The sequence below is a fragment of the Corallococcus sp. Z5C101001 genome, assembly GCF_007352635.1.
GTDB lineage: Bacteria > Myxococcota > Myxococcia > Myxococcales > Myxococcaceae > Corallococcus > Corallococcus silvisoli.
Genome location: NZ_VKLU01000005.1, coordinates 67373 through 84660 on the forward strand (window position 1 = coordinate 67373; position 17288 = coordinate 84660).

General features: G+C 70.1%; 12 protein-coding genes and 1 tRNA gene. 4 read left to right on the top strand and 9 right to left on the bottom strand.

Annotated elements, in window-relative coordinates; all coding sequences use genetic code 11:
- Window positions 1-25: 25 nt before the first annotated feature.
- The 5 genes from FOF48_RS10730 to FOF48_RS10750 all read right to left on the bottom strand — a co-directional run bounded on the left by FOF48_RS10730 (window position 26) and on the right by FOF48_RS10750 (window position 10107).
- Window positions 26-619 (bottom strand): hypothetical protein, encoded by a 594-nt coding sequence (locus FOF48_RS10730; protein WP_143900613.1) that lies wholly within the window; start codon window positions 617-619, stop codon window positions 26-28.
- Between the two features lie 142 nt (window positions 620-761).
- A complete protein-coding gene (locus FOF48_RS10735; protein WP_143900615.1) occupies window positions 762-1343 on the bottom strand; it encodes a hypothetical protein in 582 nt (193 codons plus the stop codon).
- Window positions 1344-1473: 130 nt separating this feature from the next.
- Window positions 1474-6984 carry a DNA repair ATPase gene (locus FOF48_RS10740; RefSeq protein WP_143900617.1) on the bottom strand — a complete coding sequence of 1837 codons (5511 nt, stop codon included), beginning with the start codon at window positions 6982-6984 and terminating at the stop codon, window positions 1474-1476.
- Window positions 6985-7030: 46 nt separating this feature from the next.
- Window positions 7031-9193, bottom strand: coding sequence for a hypothetical protein (locus FOF48_RS10745; protein ID WP_143900619.1), 2163 nt, complete (start codon window positions 9191-9193; stop codon window positions 7031-7033).
- 116 nt (window positions 9194-9309) lie between these two features.
- Window positions 9310-10107: a hypothetical protein gene (locus FOF48_RS10750; protein WP_143900621.1), complete on the bottom strand. Its 798-nt coding sequence runs from the start codon at window positions 10105-10107 to the stop codon at window positions 9310-9312.
- A 229-nt stretch (window positions 10108-10336) separates the two neighbouring features.
- Here FOF48_RS10750 and FOF48_RS10755 point away from each other — a divergent pair, with 229 nt between their 5' ends.
- The 3 genes from FOF48_RS10755 (at window position 10337) to FOF48_RS10765 (ending at window position 12526) form a co-directional block, all read left to right on the top strand.
- Window positions 10337-11068, top strand: a complete 732-nt coding sequence (locus FOF48_RS10755; protein ID WP_143902079.1) for a 2OG-Fe(II) oxygenase — start codon at window positions 10337-10339, stop codon at window positions 11066-11068.
- 114 nt (window positions 11069-11182) lie between these two features.
- Complete coding sequence (locus tag FOF48_RS10760) at window positions 11183-11380, top strand: hypothetical protein (protein WP_143900623.1); 198 nt, start codon at window positions 11183-11185, stop codon at window positions 11378-11380.
- Window positions 11381-11461: 81 nt separating this feature from the next.
- On the top strand, window positions 11462-12526 hold the full coding sequence (locus FOF48_RS10765; RefSeq protein ID WP_143900625.1) for a patatin-like phospholipase family protein: 1065 nt from the start codon (window positions 11462-11464) through the stop codon (window positions 12524-12526).
- A 14-nt stretch (window positions 12527-12540) separates the two neighbouring features.
- Here FOF48_RS10765 and FOF48_RS10770 read toward each other — a convergent pair whose 3' ends face one another.
- Together FOF48_RS10770 and FOF48_RS10775 are read right to left on the bottom strand one after the other, a co-directional pair.
- Window positions 12541-13752, bottom strand: a complete 1212-nt coding sequence (locus FOF48_RS10770) for an alpha/beta hydrolase (protein ID WP_143900627.1) — start codon at window positions 13750-13752, stop codon at window positions 12541-12543.
- Between the two features lie 106 nt (window positions 13753-13858).
- Window positions 13859-14662 (bottom strand): SDR family oxidoreductase, encoded by an 804-nt coding sequence (locus FOF48_RS10775; RefSeq protein ID WP_143900630.1) that lies wholly within the window; start codon window positions 14660-14662, stop codon window positions 13859-13861.
- A 144-nt stretch (window positions 14663-14806) separates the two neighbouring features.
- Between FOF48_RS10775 and FOF48_RS10780 the strand changes: the two genes are divergently transcribed.
- The gene (locus FOF48_RS10780; protein ID WP_143900632.1) at window positions 14807-15073 is read left to right on the top strand and encodes a hypothetical protein; all 267 of its coding nucleotides are present in this window, start codon (window positions 14807-14809) and stop codon (window positions 15071-15073) included.
- Between the two features lie 3 nt (window positions 15074-15076).
- On the opposite strand, the gene FOF48_RS10785 is transcribed toward FOF48_RS10780, so the two are convergent.
- Both FOF48_RS10785 and FOF48_RS10790 read right to left on the bottom strand, forming a co-directional pair.
- Window positions 15077-15150, bottom strand: a tRNA-Met gene (locus FOF48_RS10785).
- A 47-nt stretch (window positions 15151-15197) separates the two neighbouring features.
- Complete coding sequence (locus tag FOF48_RS10790) at window positions 15198-17210, bottom strand: S1 RNA-binding domain-containing protein (RefSeq protein ID WP_143900634.1); 2013 nt, start codon at window positions 17208-17210, stop codon at window positions 15198-15200.
- Window positions 17211-17288 lie beyond the last annotated feature (78 nt).

The window sequence follows — 17288 nt, forward strand, 5'->3', positions numbered from 1 at the left end:
CCCACCCGCCCCGTCCGTCGCGGCGCTAGAACGTCATGATGGACGGGGCCGTGGTGCTGGTGAAGAAGTCCGGGTAGGTGGCCACGTAGGTGTTACCGGTGCCCGTCTGCCCGTAGATGGTGCCGTTCTTGGTGCCGGAGACGCTCAGCGTGGTCCCGTCCGACGCGATGGACAGGCTGCCCGAGTAGATGGAGCCCCGGCCCAGGTAGACCGCCAGGCCCGCGCTGCGCACGGTGTCCAGCGTGTCCGGAGCCAGGTGCACGAGACCCAGGGTCTGGGGCGCGCTGCCGCTGACGCTCGACTTCGACGTGTAGCTCACGGCCACGCCCAGGTCGTTGGCCACCAGGGAGAGCGTGGGGACGGTCGCCGTGGAGGAGCCGACCACGACGCTGTCGGCGCCCCAGGCGCAGGTGTCGCTCGCGGCGCGCGTGACCTTCACATCGTAGATGGGGGGAGTGGTTCCAGGCCGCGCCGAGGACGACACCGAGAAGGTGCAGCCCTGGGAGGTCGCCAGCGCCGACTCCTGCGTGGCGAGGCCACCCTCCTGCTCCTCCATGCCGCCGCACGCCGTGAGACCGACAACCGCGCAAAGGGAAACAACGGACTTGAAGACATGCATGACATTGACTCCGGGGTTGGGGGAACCGCGCCGCACTCCATAAAGGCAAACGCCAGACGCCGAAAGAAATCACACACAACATCGGAGCCCGGCTGCCGGAGGGAATACGAAGCCACCCCACGGCGGCCGGACCGTCGCGACACTAGAACGCGACGATGGACGGGGCCGTGGTGCTGGTGAAGAAGTCCGGGTAGGTGGCGACGTAGTTATCGCCAGAGCCCGTCTCCCCGATGATGGGCCAGTTCTTGGTTCCAGAGACGGTCAGCGTCGTCCCGTCCGACGCAATGGCCAGGTTTCCGGAGAGGATGTAGCCCTGGGGGCTGGTGGGGGCCAGGCCCTCAGTCCGGACGACGGCCAGGGTGTCCGGCGAGAGATGCTTGAGGGACACGGAGCCGGCGTACTTCCCATAGGTGTACGCCACCGCCACTCCCAGCTCATTCGCCGCCAGGGACACGGTCGGCTCCCGGGCACTGGAGTTCCCCACCAGCACGCTGCCCGCCCCCCAGGCGCAGGTGCTGCTCGCGTAGCGGGTGACCGTCACGTCGAAGATGGGAGGGACCGGTCCGGGCCTCGCCGCGGAGGACACCTTGAACAGGCAGCCCTGAGACGTCCCCGACACCAACGCCGCCTCCTGCGTGCCGAGCCCGCCCTGCTGCTCCACTCCACCACACGCCGTGACCGCGACCACCGCGACAAGGGAAACAACGGACTTGATGAGATGCATGGCATTGCCCTCCAGGGGTTGGACCGCGCCGCCCCTATAAAGGCAAATGCCAGACGTGAAAACCCTTCTCCCAAACCGTTGCATCCTGCATCGATGGGTGCGCGGCCACCCTCGGAATCCCCTGACCCTGCTAGCGCCGCAGCATGCCGCGCAGCAGCTCCAGCGCCTCGGTCACGCCCTGCCAGACCTGGAGGGCCTTGATGCCCTCCCCTTCGCCCTGGACGTTGCGGCGGGCAGCGCGCTCCAAGGGGAGCAGCGCGCCCTCCACCAGCTCGATCTGCCGGCTGAGCTCCGCCGGAGACGGACCGCTCGCCGCGCGCTGGAGCGACTCCGCGGGTGACGGCAGGGCCACCGACACGGGCCGGTCCGCCAGGGCCGTGAGGGCCTTGGAGAGCTGCGCCATGTACGGCCCGAGGTCGGGCGCGGGCATGGGGGCGTTGACCAGCGTGGGGGCCTCGGCCTGCGCGGCCACCCGCTCCGTGAGGGCCTTGAGCAGCTGGGCCAGGTGCTTGAGGTACGGGGCCAGGTCCGGGGCCGGGGGCGGCGCGGCGGGGATGGACACCGGCAGCGGAGGCGGCTTCGAGGCGGCCGCGCGGCCCACGCGGGCGACCTCCAGCACCGCCTCGCGCAGCGCCTCCAGGTGCGGGGCCACCGGCGGCTCCTCGCTGGAGGCTCCCACCTGGGCGGCGGCCTGCACCACCGCGTCGCGCACGGAGCCGAGCTGCTCCTCGATGGCGCCCAGCTGGCCGGTGACGCGGGCCACGGGGTCGTCCTCCTTGCCCCCCATGCGCTTCACGCGGGCGAAGCCCTGCTTGATCTCCTCCCAGCGCTTCGCCTTCTCCGGGGTCAGGCGCCCGCGCATCTCCGCCAGCTTGAGCAGGTTCTGCTCCGCGGCGGTGGTGAGCGTCTGGGATTCGCCCTGGTAGTGGTCGTCGATGCGGCGCTCGAGCTCGTCGTCCGTCATCGCGGAGACGACCTTCTCCGCCATCTTGTTCATGTTGCGGTAGCTGCCCTGCAACTTGAATGCGGGCTCGCTGCGGAAGCGCTCGTCCTGCGCGGCGGACGCGATGTACTGGAGGTTCACCTTGAGCAGCACCTGCTGCACGCGGAACAGGCGCTGGAAGACGGCGACGATCTCCTGCAGCTCCGCCGCCGCGTAGCCGTGCTTCAGCTCGCCCGCCGGCACCTCTTCGCCCTTCGCCATCCGGATGAGGCGGTGCACGTCCTGCGGGTCGCGCGTGGCCAGCGGCGCCAGCACCGGGTTGGAGGTGAGCGAGTTCTCCAGGTAGCTGAGCGCGAACAGCTCCTCCTTGCCGTCCAGGATGTCGCCCAGGTTGTACGTGTCCGCGCGGTTGGCGAGCATGTCCGGGATGCGGAAGCGCTCGCCCGTCTCCGTGTAGGGATTGCCGGCCATCACCACGCAGAACTTCTTGCCGCGCAGATCATACGTGCGCGTCTGGCCATTCCAGACGCCCTCCACGCGGCGCTGGCCGTCGCACAGGGAGATGAACTTCTGGAGCAGCTCCGGGTCCGTGTGCTGGATGTCGTCGAGATAGAGCATCACGTTGTTGCCCATCTCGAAGGACAGGTTGATGCGCTCCACCTCCTGCCGCGCGGTGGCGTTGGGCGCCTCCGACGGGTCCAGCGACTTCACGGCGTGGCCCAGCGCGGGCCCGTTCACCTTCACGAAGGTGAGGCCCAGGCGGCTGGCCACGTACTCCATCAGGGTCGTCTTGCCGTAGCCCGGCGGAGACATGAGCAGCAGCATGCCCATGCGGTCCGTGCGCTTGCCCTCGCCCGCCGCGCCCAGCTGCTTGGCCAGGTTCGCGCCGATGAGCGGCAGGTACACCTCGTCGATGAGGCGGTTGCGCACGAAGCTCGTGAGCACCTTGGGCGTCAACTCCTCCAGCCGCAGCTTGCGCCGCTCCTTGTCCAGCAGGTCGCGCAGGTACGCGCGGTAGGCCGCGTACGCGGGCACGCGCACCTGGCGGAACTCGCCCAGCCGCGCGAGGAACTCATCCAGCCGCAGCGACAGCTTCCGGTCCTGGACGCGCGGGTGGCTGCCCAGCAGGCCGGTGGCCTCCATGGAGGTCAGGGCCCCCGCCGCCTCCCGGTCCAGCTTGCGCTCCGTGAGGAGCACCACCGCCGTCTCCAGCGCGACGTGGGCCGCCTCCCCCGGTCCGCCCTCGCGGCGGGCCAGGAACGCCTCCACCCACGCCCGGGCGATGCGCAGGCGCTCCGGCAGGTTCTTCTCCAGCCCCCGCAGGTCGTCGTCGAACGCGCCGCGTGAGCCGTGCCGCTCCAGGTGCGCGAGGAAGGCGTCCTTCAGCGCCAGGGCCTCGCGGCTGGTGGTGAAGCGCGGGCGGTCCACCGCCAGCTCCTCCACGAGGTAGCGGCCCGCCTGCCGGCCCTCCGCGGGCGACGCCTGGAGGCCGTGGTCCTGGAGGAACGCGAGCACGCGCTCGCCCAGCTCATCCCCCAGCGCCACCAGGTCCGAGCCGATGTCGAACGCCTGCCGCAGCCTCGCGAGGCTGCGCGCGCGCCGGTGGAACACGCCCCGGAGCACGTCGTCGGAGTCGAACGCCCAGTAGAGCGCGGCCCAGGCGCGCGGCACCGGGGCGAAGCGCAGCAGGCCCGCGCCCTGATGCAGCGCGAGCAGCTTCTCCAGGAGCGCCGCCGCGTCCGCGTCGTGCACGCCGCGCTCGTAGCCCTCGTCGAAGCGGTCCGCCGCGTACGCGCGCACGCGCTCCAGCAGCTGTCCCTGCGCCCCGGCCTCGTAGAGCGCCGTGAGCGACAGGCCGCCCTTGCCCTCCTCGGCGTCCATCAACAGCCCGGCGGCCAGGTACTCCGCGCGGTAGACGTCGCGCGTCTCGGAGGCCAGGTGTTGCTCCCAGAGGTCCCGGTACTTGAGCAGCTCCGGGTCCTCCAGCCGCTGCGTGTAGTCGGAGCCGGTGAGCTGGAGGAACAGCGCGCCGTCGCGCGGCACCAGCGTCAGCTCCAGCGGCTGGGTGTTGACGTGGAAGCGGTAGGGCCCCAGCTTGATCAGCCCCTCGCCCCCCTCGAACAGGTCCTGCCTGTCGCGCAGGGCCCGCAGGGCGTCCTGCTTCGCGGACTTCACCCGCGACAGCACTTCGTCCGCGCGAACGCTGTCCTGGAGCGCCAGCAGCTGCTCCGCCAGCTGCCGCAGCTTGAGGATCATCGCGTCGGACGCGAAGTAGGCGTTGAGCTCGTCGTCCGCCTTGAACGACTTCGCCCGCCGCTGCACGCCCTGGAGGATGCGCTCCGCCGCGCCGAAGAGGCCCGAGGCCCGGCGCTGGCGCTCGTCCACCAACGACTGCTTGCGCGCGCCGAAGGCCTCCAGCAGCTCCTCGCGCTTCTGGGTGATCTGCCCCAGGAACTCGTCGAACTCGCCGAAGCGGCCCTCCAGCTCCTCCAGCAGCACGGTGAGCTTGGAGAGCGCCTCGTCGCACTTCTCCGGGGAGTCCGCCTGCGACAGCGCGTTCTCGATGCTCTGCCCCAGCAGCTTGAACTGCGCGCCGAACTCCGCGCGCTTCTCCCGGCCGGAGAGCTCCTTGCGCTTCGCCTGGAGCCCCGCGCGCACGCGGTTCAGGCGGCTGAAGAGCTCGGAGATGCCTTCCAGGATGCGCGCCCGAGCCAGCGGGTCGCCCACCTGGAGGCCGCCCACCACCTCGCCCAGCACCTCCAGGCCCTGGCCGGTGCGCTCCACGTCCTCCGCCAGGGGCGCCAGCTCCACCGTCGTCGCCAGCGGCTCCAGGCGCTCCATCAGGCCGTCCAGCCGCGTGGCCAGCGGCTGAAGCGCCTCGCCCTTCTGGAGGAAGTCCACGCACGCCGTGCTCACGGCGTCGGACGCGGCCACCACCGCCTGCTCCAGGGCGTCCACGCGCCCCAGGTCCATGTAGCGCACGTCCTTCAACGTGATGAGGTGCCCGCGGTGCCGGCGCAGGTCCGCCAGCGCGCGCATGAAGCCCTCCGCGTCGGTGAGCCCCTCCGGCTGCGCGTTGAGCAGCAGCGTCTCCTGCGCCTGCGCGGCCTGCGCGAAGGACTCTTCCGCGCGCTTGCGCATCGCGAGGACCTTCTCGAACTCATCGATGATGAGCTCGGAGGTGCGGCGCAGCAGCTCGATGGGCTCCTGGAGCGACACCTCCGCGTGGCCCAGCCAGTAGTACGCGTCCAGCGCCCGCGTGGCCGCGGAGACCAGGTCCTCGTAGGTGCGGCGCGTGGGCTTGTCCGTCTTCGCCACGCGAGGCAGCGTCAGCGCGTCGCTGATGCCGCGCACCAGCTCCGCGTTGCCCACCTTGCCCAGGTAGCCCGGCGCGGGCGGCAGCTGCGCCGCGTGCTCGTCTGAGACGAACGGCGTCTGCCACACCTGCATGGGGTGCACGCGCGTGGGCTCCTGCGACGTGGCGCGGAACACCACCAGCCCGCCGTCCGCGAAGAGGCTCATGCCGTGCGCCAGCAGCGGCGTCTGAACCTCCTTGCGCACCAGGTTGTACGGGAAGAGCACGTACGCGCCCTCGTCCCGGCGGTGGAAGACGTAGAGCACGTCCTCCCCGTTGGGCGAGCGCACCGCCTGGTGGAACTCCATCCCCTCCGACGCGCCGTCGAAGACCTTGAAGTCGCCCGTCTGGAGGTAGTAGCCGCCCGGGAAGACGATGCCCTGGTCCTCCGGCAGCCGGACGCAGGACTGGCCGATGGCGTCGATGCGCACCACGTGCTGGGTGCGCGAGTTGAAGACGAGGTAGCGGTGCGCCTTCTCCCGGAACGGGAGGATGCGCAGCAGGATGAGTCCGCCCACCTGCGTCCAGGCGAACTCCGCGTCGTCCAGCGACTGGTCCGGGTCGTCCACCGGCTCGCTGTAGATGCCCAGGCCGGTGGCGGTGTTGTTCTCCACCTTGACGGTGAGGTCGCCCTTCACCGTCTCCACGAAGACCTGATCCAACACGTTGACGTGCGGGTGCTGGCCCAGCACGTACTGCTCGCGCGTGGCCACCGTCCACTCGAAGTCATGCGACGGCGGATAGACGTGGTCGCGCTCCCCCTGGTTGTCCACGTAGGTGGCGCGGCCCTCCACGTCCACGTTGAAGCGGAAGACCTTGAGGTCGCGCGCGGACTGGCCCGTCTGGAACACCGCCAGGAGGCGCGAGTCCCGCCGCCGCAGCTGCAGGAGCTTCGCGTCCTTGTAGTACTTGTACAGCTCCCCGAAGTCCTTCACGAACCGGGGGTCCGCCAGGAAGCCGCCGGCCTCCGTGGCGGGCACGGCGGACAGGTCGAAGCCCTCGGCCGTCTTCTCGAAGCGGTGCAGCGAGAAGACGTCCGAGACGACCGTCTCCTTCTTCAGGCCGATGAAGACGTTGTAGCCGAAGAGGAGGTACTTCCCGACGCTGACGATGTCGCGGGGGACGCAGTTGTTCTCCGTGCGCACCCGCTCGTTTCCGATGACGGTGAGCTCCGTGCCGCCGAACAGCGCCTTGCGCCGCCCGTTGAGGTCGTTCGCCCGGGTCGCCAGCGCGTCCGCCTGGGAGAGGAGGCGCGCACGGATGACCTCGTAGCTGCCGCCCTCCAGCGTCGCCTCGCCCCCGGGCACCTGGGTGCCCGGGGTCTTGCCGCTGTCAGTTGCCATGGATGTTCACCGAAGAAAGGAATGCGGTTCGCGGTGCGCCGGAGACTCAGCCCTGCTGCTTCGGCGCGAGGGCCGCGGCCTCTGACTGCACCAGCGCCTTGAGCCCGGCGGCGGTGGACTCGGTGGGGCTCACGGACATGCGGTTGAGCAGCGCGGCGACGGCCAGGTTCTGCGCGTCGTTGGTGAGGCCCGGCTTGGAGAGGATCTCCTTCAGGTCCGCCGGCAGGTCCTTCTCACCGTTGAGGTAGCCGCCGAGCGCCTTCTTCAGCGCATCGCCGTGGTCCAGCGCGCCGTCCACCGAGCTGCCGAAGGTCACGGCCTTGACGAAGTTCTCGAAGAACTTGCCGTCGCCGCCGACGATCTGGAACTTCGCGTTGCCGAACGCCTGGGCCAGCACGGTGGCCTGGGCCTGCGCGATGTCCTTGCGCACGTTGATGGCGGCCAGCTCCACGTCGCGCTCCTTCTGCAGGCGCAGGCGGTACTCCTCGTGCTCGCGGCCCACGCCGTCCAGGGCCTTCATCGCGGTGGCCTTCTCCGACAGGCCCCGGGCCTCGGCCATCAGCTTCTCCTGGATGGCGGCGGCCTCGGCGAGCAGCTTCTCGCGCGTGGCGAACGCCTCCGCCTCGCCGCGCTTGTGGATGGCGCCGGCTTCCGCTTCCTGCACGCGGGCGTTCGCCAGGCCCTTCTCCTCCGAGCCCGCGGCCTCGGCGAGCAGCTTCTCGCGCACCGCGGCGGCCTGGGCCTGCCCCTGCTTCTGGATGACGGAGGCCTCGGCCTCCTTCACGCGCACCTGCGCCATGCCCAGCTTCTCCGTGGCGACCGCGTCCGCCTCACGCACGCGCACGCTGGCCAGGCCCGCGGCGGCGGACTCGGCCTGGACGCCTTCGGCCAGCCGCATCTTCGCCTTGGCCTGCTTGTCCGCGGCCTCCAGGTCGGCCTCCGCCAGGGTCAGCTTCTCCTTGGCGAGGAACACGGCGATCTTCGCGCTCGCGTCCGCGGCCTGGATGTCCTTCACGGAGGCCTCTTCCGCGTGCGCCTGGGCGTTGATGATGACCGCCTCCTTGGTGCGCTTGGCCTCCGACGTCACGCGCAGGTCCTTGATGTTCTCCTCTTCCTGGGCGACGGTCTTCTCCACCGCGATGCGGGCGCGCACCACGTCCGCGATGGCCTTCTTCTCCGACTCCAGCGCCTTCTCCTTCGCGATGCGCTGCAGCTCCGTCTCACGCTCGCGGTTGATGGCCTCCAGGGCGCGGTCCTTCTCCACGCGCTCGGACTCCACGCCCACCACGCGCTCGCGGTTCTTCTGGGCCACCTGCACCTGGCGCTGCTTGTTCTCCTCGTTGATGGCGATCTCTTCCTCCGCCTTGATGCGCGCCAGCTGCGCCTTGGCGAACTCCTCGCTCTTCACGCGGTCGGCCTCGGCCGTCTCACGCGCCTGGATGCTGTCGATCTCCCGGCGCTGCTTGGCGGACGCCTCCTCGCGCTGACGCTCCAGGGCGAAGATGGCCTCGTCGGCTTCGACGTTGCGCTTGGTCACGGCCATGCGCTCGGACTGGCGCAGCTCGTTGGTGAAGACGTTCTGCTCGGTGGTGAGCTGGGTGATCTTCCGGATGCCCTGGGCGTCCAGGATGTTGTCCTTGTCGAGCATGTCCACCGGGGTCTGCTCCAGGAAGTCGATGGCGCAGTCCTCCAGCATGTAGCCGTTGAGGTCGCGGCCGATGGTCTCCACCACCTTGTCCTTGATCTCATCGCGCTTGGTGTAGAGCTGCTCGAAGTCGAAGCTCTTGCCCACCGTCTTGAGGGCCTCGGAGAACTTGGCCTCGAAGAGGTTCTCCAGCGTCTGGTGATCCGACGCGCGCGCGCAGCCGATGGACTGGGCCACCTTGAGCACGTCCTCGCGCGTCTTGTTCACGCGCACGAAGAAGGTGACCTTGATGTCCGCGCGGATGTTGTCCTGGCAGATGAGGCCTTCCTTGCCGCGGCGGTCGATCTCCACCGTCTTCAGGGAGATGTCCATCACCTCCGCGCGGTGGACGATGGGCAGCACCACGGCGCCGGTGAAGGTCACCGTCGGCTCGGTCTTCATGGTGTTGACGATGAGCACCTTGCCCTGATCCACCTGGCGGTAGAACTTGGCCACGCTGACGAAGATGCCGAAGAGGATGATGATGCCGCCGCCAATGATTGCTGCAAGGCTGATGGGATCCATGGCCTATCCTGTGAAGTCCGTTGGGCGGGCCTTGTTCCAAGCACTCGGGGTCCCCCGCGAAAGCCACCCGGTGCCGATTGTCGCGCCCGTCCGGAGGAGCCGGAGGACGCCAATGTTCATCGCTGGGCGCGGGCGCGCGCGATGGCCGCTGCCTTGAGCGGATCGCGCAGCTGCTCCAGTTCCTGGGGCAGGAGCCAGTCCACCGGCTCCACCTCGTACACGCCGCGCTCCGCGTCGTAGCCGAGGATCAACGCCGGCTGGCCGCGCTTGAGCTGGTTGGGCTTGTCACAGAAGACGTTGAGGATGAGGCCCGCGGCGCCGTCGTCGAACGTCGCGTGACCGTCCTTCGCCGTCACGCTGCCGCTGGAGATGATGCACACGCGGCCCATCAGCGCGTCGCGGCCCGGGGCGCGCTTGGCGATGAAGATGGGGCGCAGCGGGCGCACCGCGAGCCCGCCCACCACCAGGCCCACCGCCGCGCAGACGAGGCCCAGGCCCGTGCTGACGAGCCACGAGGGCAGCATGGAGAGCGCCGCGTGCGTGGGCTGTCCGCTCACCAGCGACAGCGACCAGGACAGGAACACCACCAGGCTCACCGACACGGTGACGGGGATGCCGCCAAAGCCCAGCGCCGCGAGCAGGCCCGTGGCGGCCTCCGCGTCATGCAGGTGCGAGTGCCCGTGGCCGGAGACGGCCTTCGCGCCGCCCTCCAGCATCCCCGAGGTCGCCTTGGCGCCACCCTCGAACGCGCCGCTCACCGCCTTGGCGCCGCCCTCCAGGTCCAGGTCGCCATCCAGGAGGTCGATGCCCACCGCGCCGATGATCACGCACAGCCAATAGGCCAGCGTCACCCCGAGGAGGATGGTGAAGATCGCGGTGGGGAACGCCACCAGGGCGTCGAGGAAGGTCGTCATGCCTCGGGAATCAAGAAGAGGTGGGAGTCGCAACGGATTCTAAGCGACTGCAGCGCCATCCGAAAATGCCACCTGGGGCTTTTCCGGCCGGCAGCCGTCCTTGCGGGCGGAATGGCCCCGGATTGCCACCCCGGCGGGCGTGAAGCGGGCCGCGGTGAGGCGCGAGGCCCACCCGGGCAGGAGGCGTGACCGCTCTCCACCGCGCTGGGAAGGCGCTAGCGTGGCGCCCGTGCCCGAGTACGTCACCCACCGCGACGCCCTGCCCCGCGCCGAGTTGGCGGCCTTGGGAGATGCCCTGCTCGGCTCCCGCTTCGTCGCGCGCAGTCCGCTGATGGGGACGTTCCGGGCGAGCCGGGGCTTCGCGTTCATCTTCACCGCGGAGGGCCGAGCGACGCTGGAGGCGCGCTTCCCGTTCCTGACCGCGTTCCTGCGCCGCACCCTGGATGGCGACAGCGCGAAGGGACTCCAGCCATGGACGCGGCGCTGGTTCGGCGGTCGCGCCCCACGGCCTCGTCCCAACGCGTTCTACCTGAACCTGCTGCTGCTGGACGCGGGCACGCCCGTGGGCCGCCACATCGACGCGACGTTGCAGGAGCCGAGCGGCGTTCCGGACGCGACGCCGGAGCACGTGAGCGTGCTCTACCTGCGTGTTCCCCAGGGCGCGCGGGGAGGGGCGTTGCGGCTGCTCCGCGACAACCAACTCCGGGGCGAGGTGCGCCCCCGGCCGGGCCTGCTGGTCCACTTCCAGGGAGACCTCCAGCACGAGGTGCAGCCGTTCACCGGCGGCCCGGAAGGCGCGCTGCGCGCGAGCCTGGTCTGCGAGCAGTACGCCTTCCGGGAGGACGTGCTCGCCCGCCTCCCCGCCTTCCGCATCCAATCCAAGGCGGGCTTCTCCGCCTATCTGGAGTCCCAGCGCGAGCGCGACGGCGTGGCGCCCTCCGTGGGGACGCTGGAGGAGTGAGTCTCTGCCGCAGCCCCGCTCCCACAGCGCCCAGTCGCCCGGGCAGGCCTCCGCTTGCGCCCACCGCGCGTCGTATCAACCCTTGAGGTCCACCTTCCGCGAGGGAGCACGACCATGACGGGAAAGAAGCTAGAGGGGTACGGCGAGACGAGCGAGCAACGCCAGCGTCACCTCGAGAACGACGCGTTTTCCGAACGCGCGCCCCAGACACCGGAGGAGTTGGAGGAGGCGCGCAGTGAGCCGGAGGAGGACGGCCATCAGGTGGTCACGCTCCATCCGCTGGATTCAGAACCCAAGGACGACCCGCGCTGAGCGACAGCGGACTCCGGGACCTTCGCGAGGCGTTCTTCGCGGACGGTCCCCGCCCCGGGCCTGCTAGGGTCCGCGCCCGCGATGAGCCAGAGCCTGACGCTGCTTGCGGGTCCCGACGCCCTGCGCATCCTCCGGGAGCGCGGTCTGCGCGCGGAGGACGTGGACATTCTTCCAGGCGCGTCCGGCGGCCCGAAGTGGCTGGGGCTGGAGGGAATCGACCGCGTGCTGTTCGGCGAACTCCTCCAGCAGCCCCGAGCGCGGCCCCTGCATCTCATCGGCAGCTCCATCGGGAGCTGGCGGTTGGCGTGTCTGGCGCAGAAGGATCCGGTGGCCGCGATGAAGCGGTTCGCGGAGGCGTACCTGGAGCAGCGCTATCCACCGAAGCCGCCGCCCTCGCTCGTCAGCGAGGTGAGCGCCACCGTGCTGGAGTCCCTGTTGGGTCCGGACGGCGCGGAGGAGATCCTGATGCACCCGTGGGCACGCCTGCACGTGGTGACGACCCGGTGCAAGGGCCTGCTCGCGGTGGAGCGCTCCGGAGTGCAGCTCGCGGGCTTCGTGCTCGGCGCGCTGGCGAACGCGGTGAGCCGCAAGACCCTGGGGCTCCAGATGGAGCGTGTGATCTTCCACACCGCTGGGGACACCAGCCCCTTCGCGGGATTGAAGGACCTGCCGTCCGCGCACCGCGCGCTCACCCGCGACAACCTGCGCCCCGCCCTGCTCGCGTCGGGTTCCATCCCGCTCGTCATCGCGGGCGTCCACGACATCCCGGGAGCGCCGCCGGGCACGTACCGGGACGGAGGCGTCGTCGACTACCACCTGGATGTCGACTACGGCGCGGGGGACGGGCTGGTCCTCTATCCGCACTTCTATCCGTACGTCGTGCCCGGCTGGTTCGACAAGTCGCTCAAGTGGCGCCGCGCGGGGCCGCTCAACTTCCGGCGCGCGCTGATCATCACCCCGTCGCCCGCGCACCTGGAGCGGCTGCCCGGAAGGCGCATCCCTGACCGAGCCGACTTCACGAAGATGAAGGACGCGGACCGCATCCGCGCATGGAAGCAGGTGCTGGCCGAGGGCGAGCGCATGTCCGACGAGCTGCGCGGGCTGATCGCCACGGGCCGCATCGCGGATCACGTGCAGCCGCTCTAAGCGCGCGGCCCGGCTCAGGGGGTGAGCCACGTGCGAAGCGTGGCGTAGACCTCCGGGTGATTGAGCAGATCAAGGTGGTTCGCGCCGAGGACGATGCGCTGGTTCGCTTCAGGAAACCGCAGCGTCAGCTCTGGTTGGGCGTGCCGTCCGAGCGCGCTGTCCACCGGGACCAGCCCGTCCCCTGGAAGCCGCTCCGCCAGCACCCGAGCGGTGGTCGCGGCGACCGCGTAGCACTCCACCCCCTCTGGCAGCGCGAGTTGGCGGCGCGCATCCCCAGCCCAGCCGAAGCGCTCCCGCCCCGCCCAGTGCTCATCGAGCACGTTGCCGAAGCGCAGGTCCGTGACCCCAGCGCCTCGAATCCGACCGAGGCGCGCGAAGGGCGCGCTGTAGGGGCTGACCTCGAGCAGCACATCCACCCAGCTCCCGCCCCGCTCGAGGGGTGACCCCTGGTGCGGCGTACCGAGGCAGACGAGCTTGCGCAACCAGGGGCGCCAGCCACGCCCTTCCGCCTCCGCGGCGAGGCATGCGCTCCGGGCCACCAGCCCGCCCATGCTGTGGCCCACGAGCGTCAGCGATTCGAGCGGCACGGGCCAGGAGGCCACCAACTGCTCCAGCAACTCCGAGAACGCTTGGCCATTGCGGGAGATGTGCAGGCCACTGTTGTAGTGGAGATAGACGGGCGTGTACCCGAGGTCGCGCGCCAACGCCGCGCCGTGGTCGTGCCCCGACCGGCTCCATTGCAGATCATTCATCGAGGAGCCGTGGACCAGCACGAGCAGCCGGCCGCCAGCTCCGGGCAGGGCTTCGCGCAGAGCGTCTGGCGAAAGCCCCAGCGCCCGCCCGGAGCTCCGGAATGACATCGGAATCGCGAGCGGGTTGCCCCCCTCCTCCAGCGCATCCCCCAGCACGCCATTCAGCGCGGAGACCACGGCCTCCCGCTGGGGGCCCGGAGCACTGTCCCCCAGCCATGGCGTGAGTTGCTCCAGCACGGCGTCGAGCCCCATCCCGACCTGCCGGGTGACGCCCTGGAGCGTCCCGTAGAGCCACCCTGTGAAGAGCCGCGCCGGGCGCTCCAAGGGCCTGCCCAGCACGGACGGCCCGCTCGCGATGGTGCAGTGCATCTCCTCGACCAGCCCCATCACCCCCTGGGTGGCCTGCACCGCGAGGCGACTGGCCCCACGCAAGGCATCCGCGTTCTTCCGTGTTCCCGGCGACTGACTGTTCATGGCGAGCATCCCCATGTCCAACCTACCCAACCGTAACCTACCCATCCGTAGGTTCGCCGTCAACCGCGCCAGTCCGCCTGGGCTTTCACCCGAGCAAGCGTGTGGCTCAGCGCGAGGAGCGTTGAACCATCCGCTCCAGGAGGGCCGGGAGGAACCGCTTCAGGGTGAGCGCGAGGCGATCCTTGCCCCACCGTCCGACGTAGACCTCCGAGCGCTTGCGCGCGACCGCGGAGAGAATCTGGGCCGCCGTCTCGGCGGGGGTCGCGCCGTTCGCCGTCGTGGCTTCGTCCTTCCCCGTGGGCTCCCCCTCCGCCGTCAGCGCGTTGCGGCTGACGTCGGTCGCGACGTAGCCCGGCATGATCAGAGACACCGACACACCGTCCGCGGCGGTCTCGGCCCGCAGGCAATCGAAGAATCCGTGCAGTGCGTGCTTCGCGCCCGCGTAGGAGGACCTGAGCGGAGTGCCGACCTTCGCCATCACGCTGGTGATGACGACGAAGTGCCCACTTCGCTGGCTCAGCAGGGTGGGCAGGACCGCTCGCGTCAGCGCGACCGTGCCGAAGTAGTCCACTTCCATGATGCGTCGATGCACGTCCATCGCCGTGTCCTCCACGAGCGAGCGCTGACTGATTCCGCCGTTTTGAACCACGATGTCGATTCGCCCGAAGCGCTCCAGCACGCGCTCGACGAGGCGGGGGAAGTCGTCGGACACCGAGAGGTCGAGCGGCACGATGAAGACCTCCGCCGCTCCACACCGCGCCGCGACCCGACGCAGCTCGGCTTCACGCCGCGCGGAGAGGACCAGCCGCGCGCCAGCCTGAGCGAAGGCCAGCGCGAGCGCCTCGCCGATGCCCGACGACGCGCCCGTGACCCACACGACCTTTCCGGCGAACCGGTCCTTGCTGGCCATTTCGAGCGACCTCCCCCCTGAGGCGGCGCGTTCGCGCCATGGACCCCATCGCGCCGAAGTTCCGAGCAGCCGGAGGGCTTCCCGGACAGCCGCGCCGCCCACTGGAGCGGACCTTCGTGCAACACGGTCTGATCAAGACGAAGGATGAAGCACCAGTTCCGCCGCGAGAGCACGCGCACCACGGGGCGCTCGACGGAGCGGTATCCGTCGAAGTCACTCGCGGTGGCCCCCATGGCCGATGGCGGCGTCAGATCCATGACGCTGCGCCACCTCGCGCCCGGCATCAGGCGCGCCCTGGCTTGCTCGCTGGAGAGGAAGCCCCTGGGGCGATCCGCCGTCCCAAGCGGCGCGTGCCATGAATTGAAAAACAAAAACCCCGGCTTCCAATCGCTTGGAAGCCAGGGTCTCTGAAAGTTGCGGGGGCAGGATTTGAACCTGCGACCTTCGGGTTATGAGCCCGACGAGCTACCAGGCTGCTCCACCCCGCGGCGAGAACGAGAGGCTAAGTACGTCAGCCCCTCGTCAGCGTCAACAACTACTTACCCAACTTGCTGAGCAGGTCCGCGAAGGTGCCGAAGCCCTTCTTGCCAGCGCCCTGCGGCTGCTGCGTCTTCTGCCACGCCTCCACCTCGGCGCGCTCTTCGGCGCGGATGGCCGCGGGAATGGACAGACGGATCTTCCCGGAGGCGTCGATGTCGATGATCGCCACCTTCAGCTCCTGCCCGATGGAGAAGTGCTTGCGCATGTCCGTGCCGCGGTCGGTGCCCGTCTCGCTGGCGGGGATGAGGCCCTTGCCGCCCGGGAAGGCGAGGAACACGCCATAGGGCTCCAGCCGATCCACCTTGCCGACGACGACCGCGCCGACCTTCGGGCGGGGCGCCGCGGGCTGCGCCGGGGCCGACTCGGCCTTGGCCTGCTGCGCGGGACGCTCCTCGGGCGGACGCTGCGCCTCTTCCTCGGAGATGCGGCGCAGACCAATGCGCTTGTCGTTGGGGTCGATCTTCTCGACGGACACCCAGATGACCTCGCCCTCCTTCACCGCGTCACGCGGGTGGGCGATGCGCCGGTCGCTCAGCGCGGAGATGTGCACCAGGCCGTCCACGCCCGGGCGCAGCTCCACGAACGCGCCGAAGGGCTGGAGCCGGACGACCTTGCCCTGCAGGCGGTCGCCCTCCTTGATCTCCTCCAGCGCCTTCTTGAACGGATCCTCCTGGCGCGAACGCAGCGACAGGGTGATGCGCTCCTTCTGCTTCGCCTTGTCCGGGGAGTTGGGCTGGCCCTCCTCCATGCGGAGGATCTCCACCTCCACCTCGTCGCCCTGCTTCACGACGTCGCTGGGGTGCGCCACGCGCGTGTAGGACAGCTCGGAGACGGGGATCATGCCCTCCACGCCGCCCAGGTCCACGAACACGCCGAAGTCGCGCACGCCGGAGACCTTGCCCTTGACCGTCTTGCCCACGGCCAGGTTCTTGCGGGTCTCCGTGGCCAGCCGGCGCTGCTCGTCCTCCAGCAGCGAGCGGCGCGACAGCACCACGTTGCGGTCGCGCACTTCCGTGACCCGGAACTGGAGCTTCTCGCCGATGAACTGATCCGGCTTCTCCACGAAGCGGATGTCCAGCTGGCTGATGGGGCAGAAGGCGCGCGTCTCACCGATCGCCACCTCCACGCCGCCCTTGTTGACGCTGAGGACCAGGCCCTCCACCGGCATGCCGGAGGCGCGGGCCTCCGCGAGCATCGCCATGGAAGCGTTGCCCTTGGCCAGCGCGCGGCTGAGCAGGATGCCCCGGGCACCCATCTCCACCACGTGCGCCTCCAGGCGGTCGCCCACGCCGAAGCGCAGGATGCCCTCGTCGTCCTTGAGCTCGCGCAGCTCGATCATCGCCTCCGACTTCGCGGAGCCGTCCAGCGACACGAACGCGGTGTCCGCGCCCAACTGGAAGATGGTGCCGGCGACCTTCTCGCCCACGCGCACGCCGCGGCGGCCGGGAGCGCCACCGTCCTTGACCTGCGCCTCGAACATGTCGGCGAAGGACTCGGTCTCCGGGACCTCCTCGTACAGAGGGCTGGAGGGCACGGGGGTCGGCGTCACCGGACGCGGCGCCGGAGCCGGCGAGGAAGCCGCGGAGGCCTGCGCGTCGGCGCCGGTCTGCTCCGCGGTCGCGGTCGCCTCGGCGGGCTTGTCACCCTCCAGGGCGCGCGTCTCGATGGAGCCGGAGGCGCGCTTCACGACCACCATGGGGCCGGAGGGACGGCGCTCGCCGCCACCCCGGCGCTCGCCGCCGCCACGGCCACCGCCGCGCTCGCCGCCGCCCCGGGGCGCATCTCCCTGGGGACGCGGCTGCGCCTGCGCGTCGCGCGGGCCACGCTCACCGCGGCCCGGGCCGCGCTGCTCGTCACGGCCACCACCGCCACGGCCGCCGCCACCGCGCTCGTTGCCCTGGCCCCCAGAAGGGATGCCCAGCATCACGTCGCCAAACGTGGCCTTCGGCTTCTTGGGACCGAAACCGCCAGGACCGCCCGAATTACCGCCGCTCTTCTCGTCGCTCACTGCCGAGACCTTCCGTTGACGATTTCGACCCAGGACTTTCGTGAAGTCAGGGCCTCTTGAAAAAGGCGGCGCACTCTA

Excerpts from the sequence above, each read along its gene's own strand:
- FOF48_RS10750 (WP_143900621.1), bottom strand. The coding sequence starts at position 10,107 with ATGACGACCTTCCTCGACGCCCTGGTGGCGTTCCCCACCGCGATCTTC.
- FOF48_RS10765 (WP_143900625.1), top strand. The coding sequence starts at position 11,462 with ATGAGCCAGAGCCTGACGCTGCTTGCGGGTCCCGACGCCCTGCGCATC.
- FOF48_RS10775 (WP_143900630.1), bottom strand. The coding sequence starts at position 14,662 with ATGGCCAGCAAGGACCGGTTCGCCGGAAAGGTCGTGTGGGTCACGGGC.
- FOF48_RS10740 (WP_143900617.1), bottom strand. The coding sequence starts at position 6,984 with ATGGCAACTGACAGCGGCAAGACCCCGGGCACCCAGGTGCCCGGGGGC.
- FOF48_RS10745 (WP_143900619.1), bottom strand. The coding sequence starts at position 9,193 with ATGGATCCCATCAGCCTTGCAGCAATCATTGGCGGCGGCATCATCATC.
- FOF48_RS10735 (WP_143900615.1), bottom strand. The coding sequence starts at position 1,343 with ATGCATCTCATCAAGTCCGTTGTTTCCCTTGTCGCGGTGGTCGCGGTC.
- FOF48_RS10780 (WP_143900632.1), top strand. The coding sequence starts at position 14,807 with ATGAAGCACCAGTTCCGCCGCGAGAGCACGCGCACCACGGGGCGCTCG.
- FOF48_RS10770 (WP_143900627.1), bottom strand. The coding sequence starts at position 13,752 with ATGAACAGTCAGTCGCCGGGAACACGGAAGAACGCGGATGCCTTGCGT.
- FOF48_RS10760 (WP_143900623.1), top strand. The coding sequence starts at position 11,183 with ATGACGGGAAAGAAGCTAGAGGGGTACGGCGAGACGAGCGAGCAACGC.
- FOF48_RS10730 (WP_143900613.1), bottom strand. The coding sequence starts at position 619 with ATGCATGTCTTCAAGTCCGTTGTTTCCCTTTGCGCGGTTGTCGGTCTC.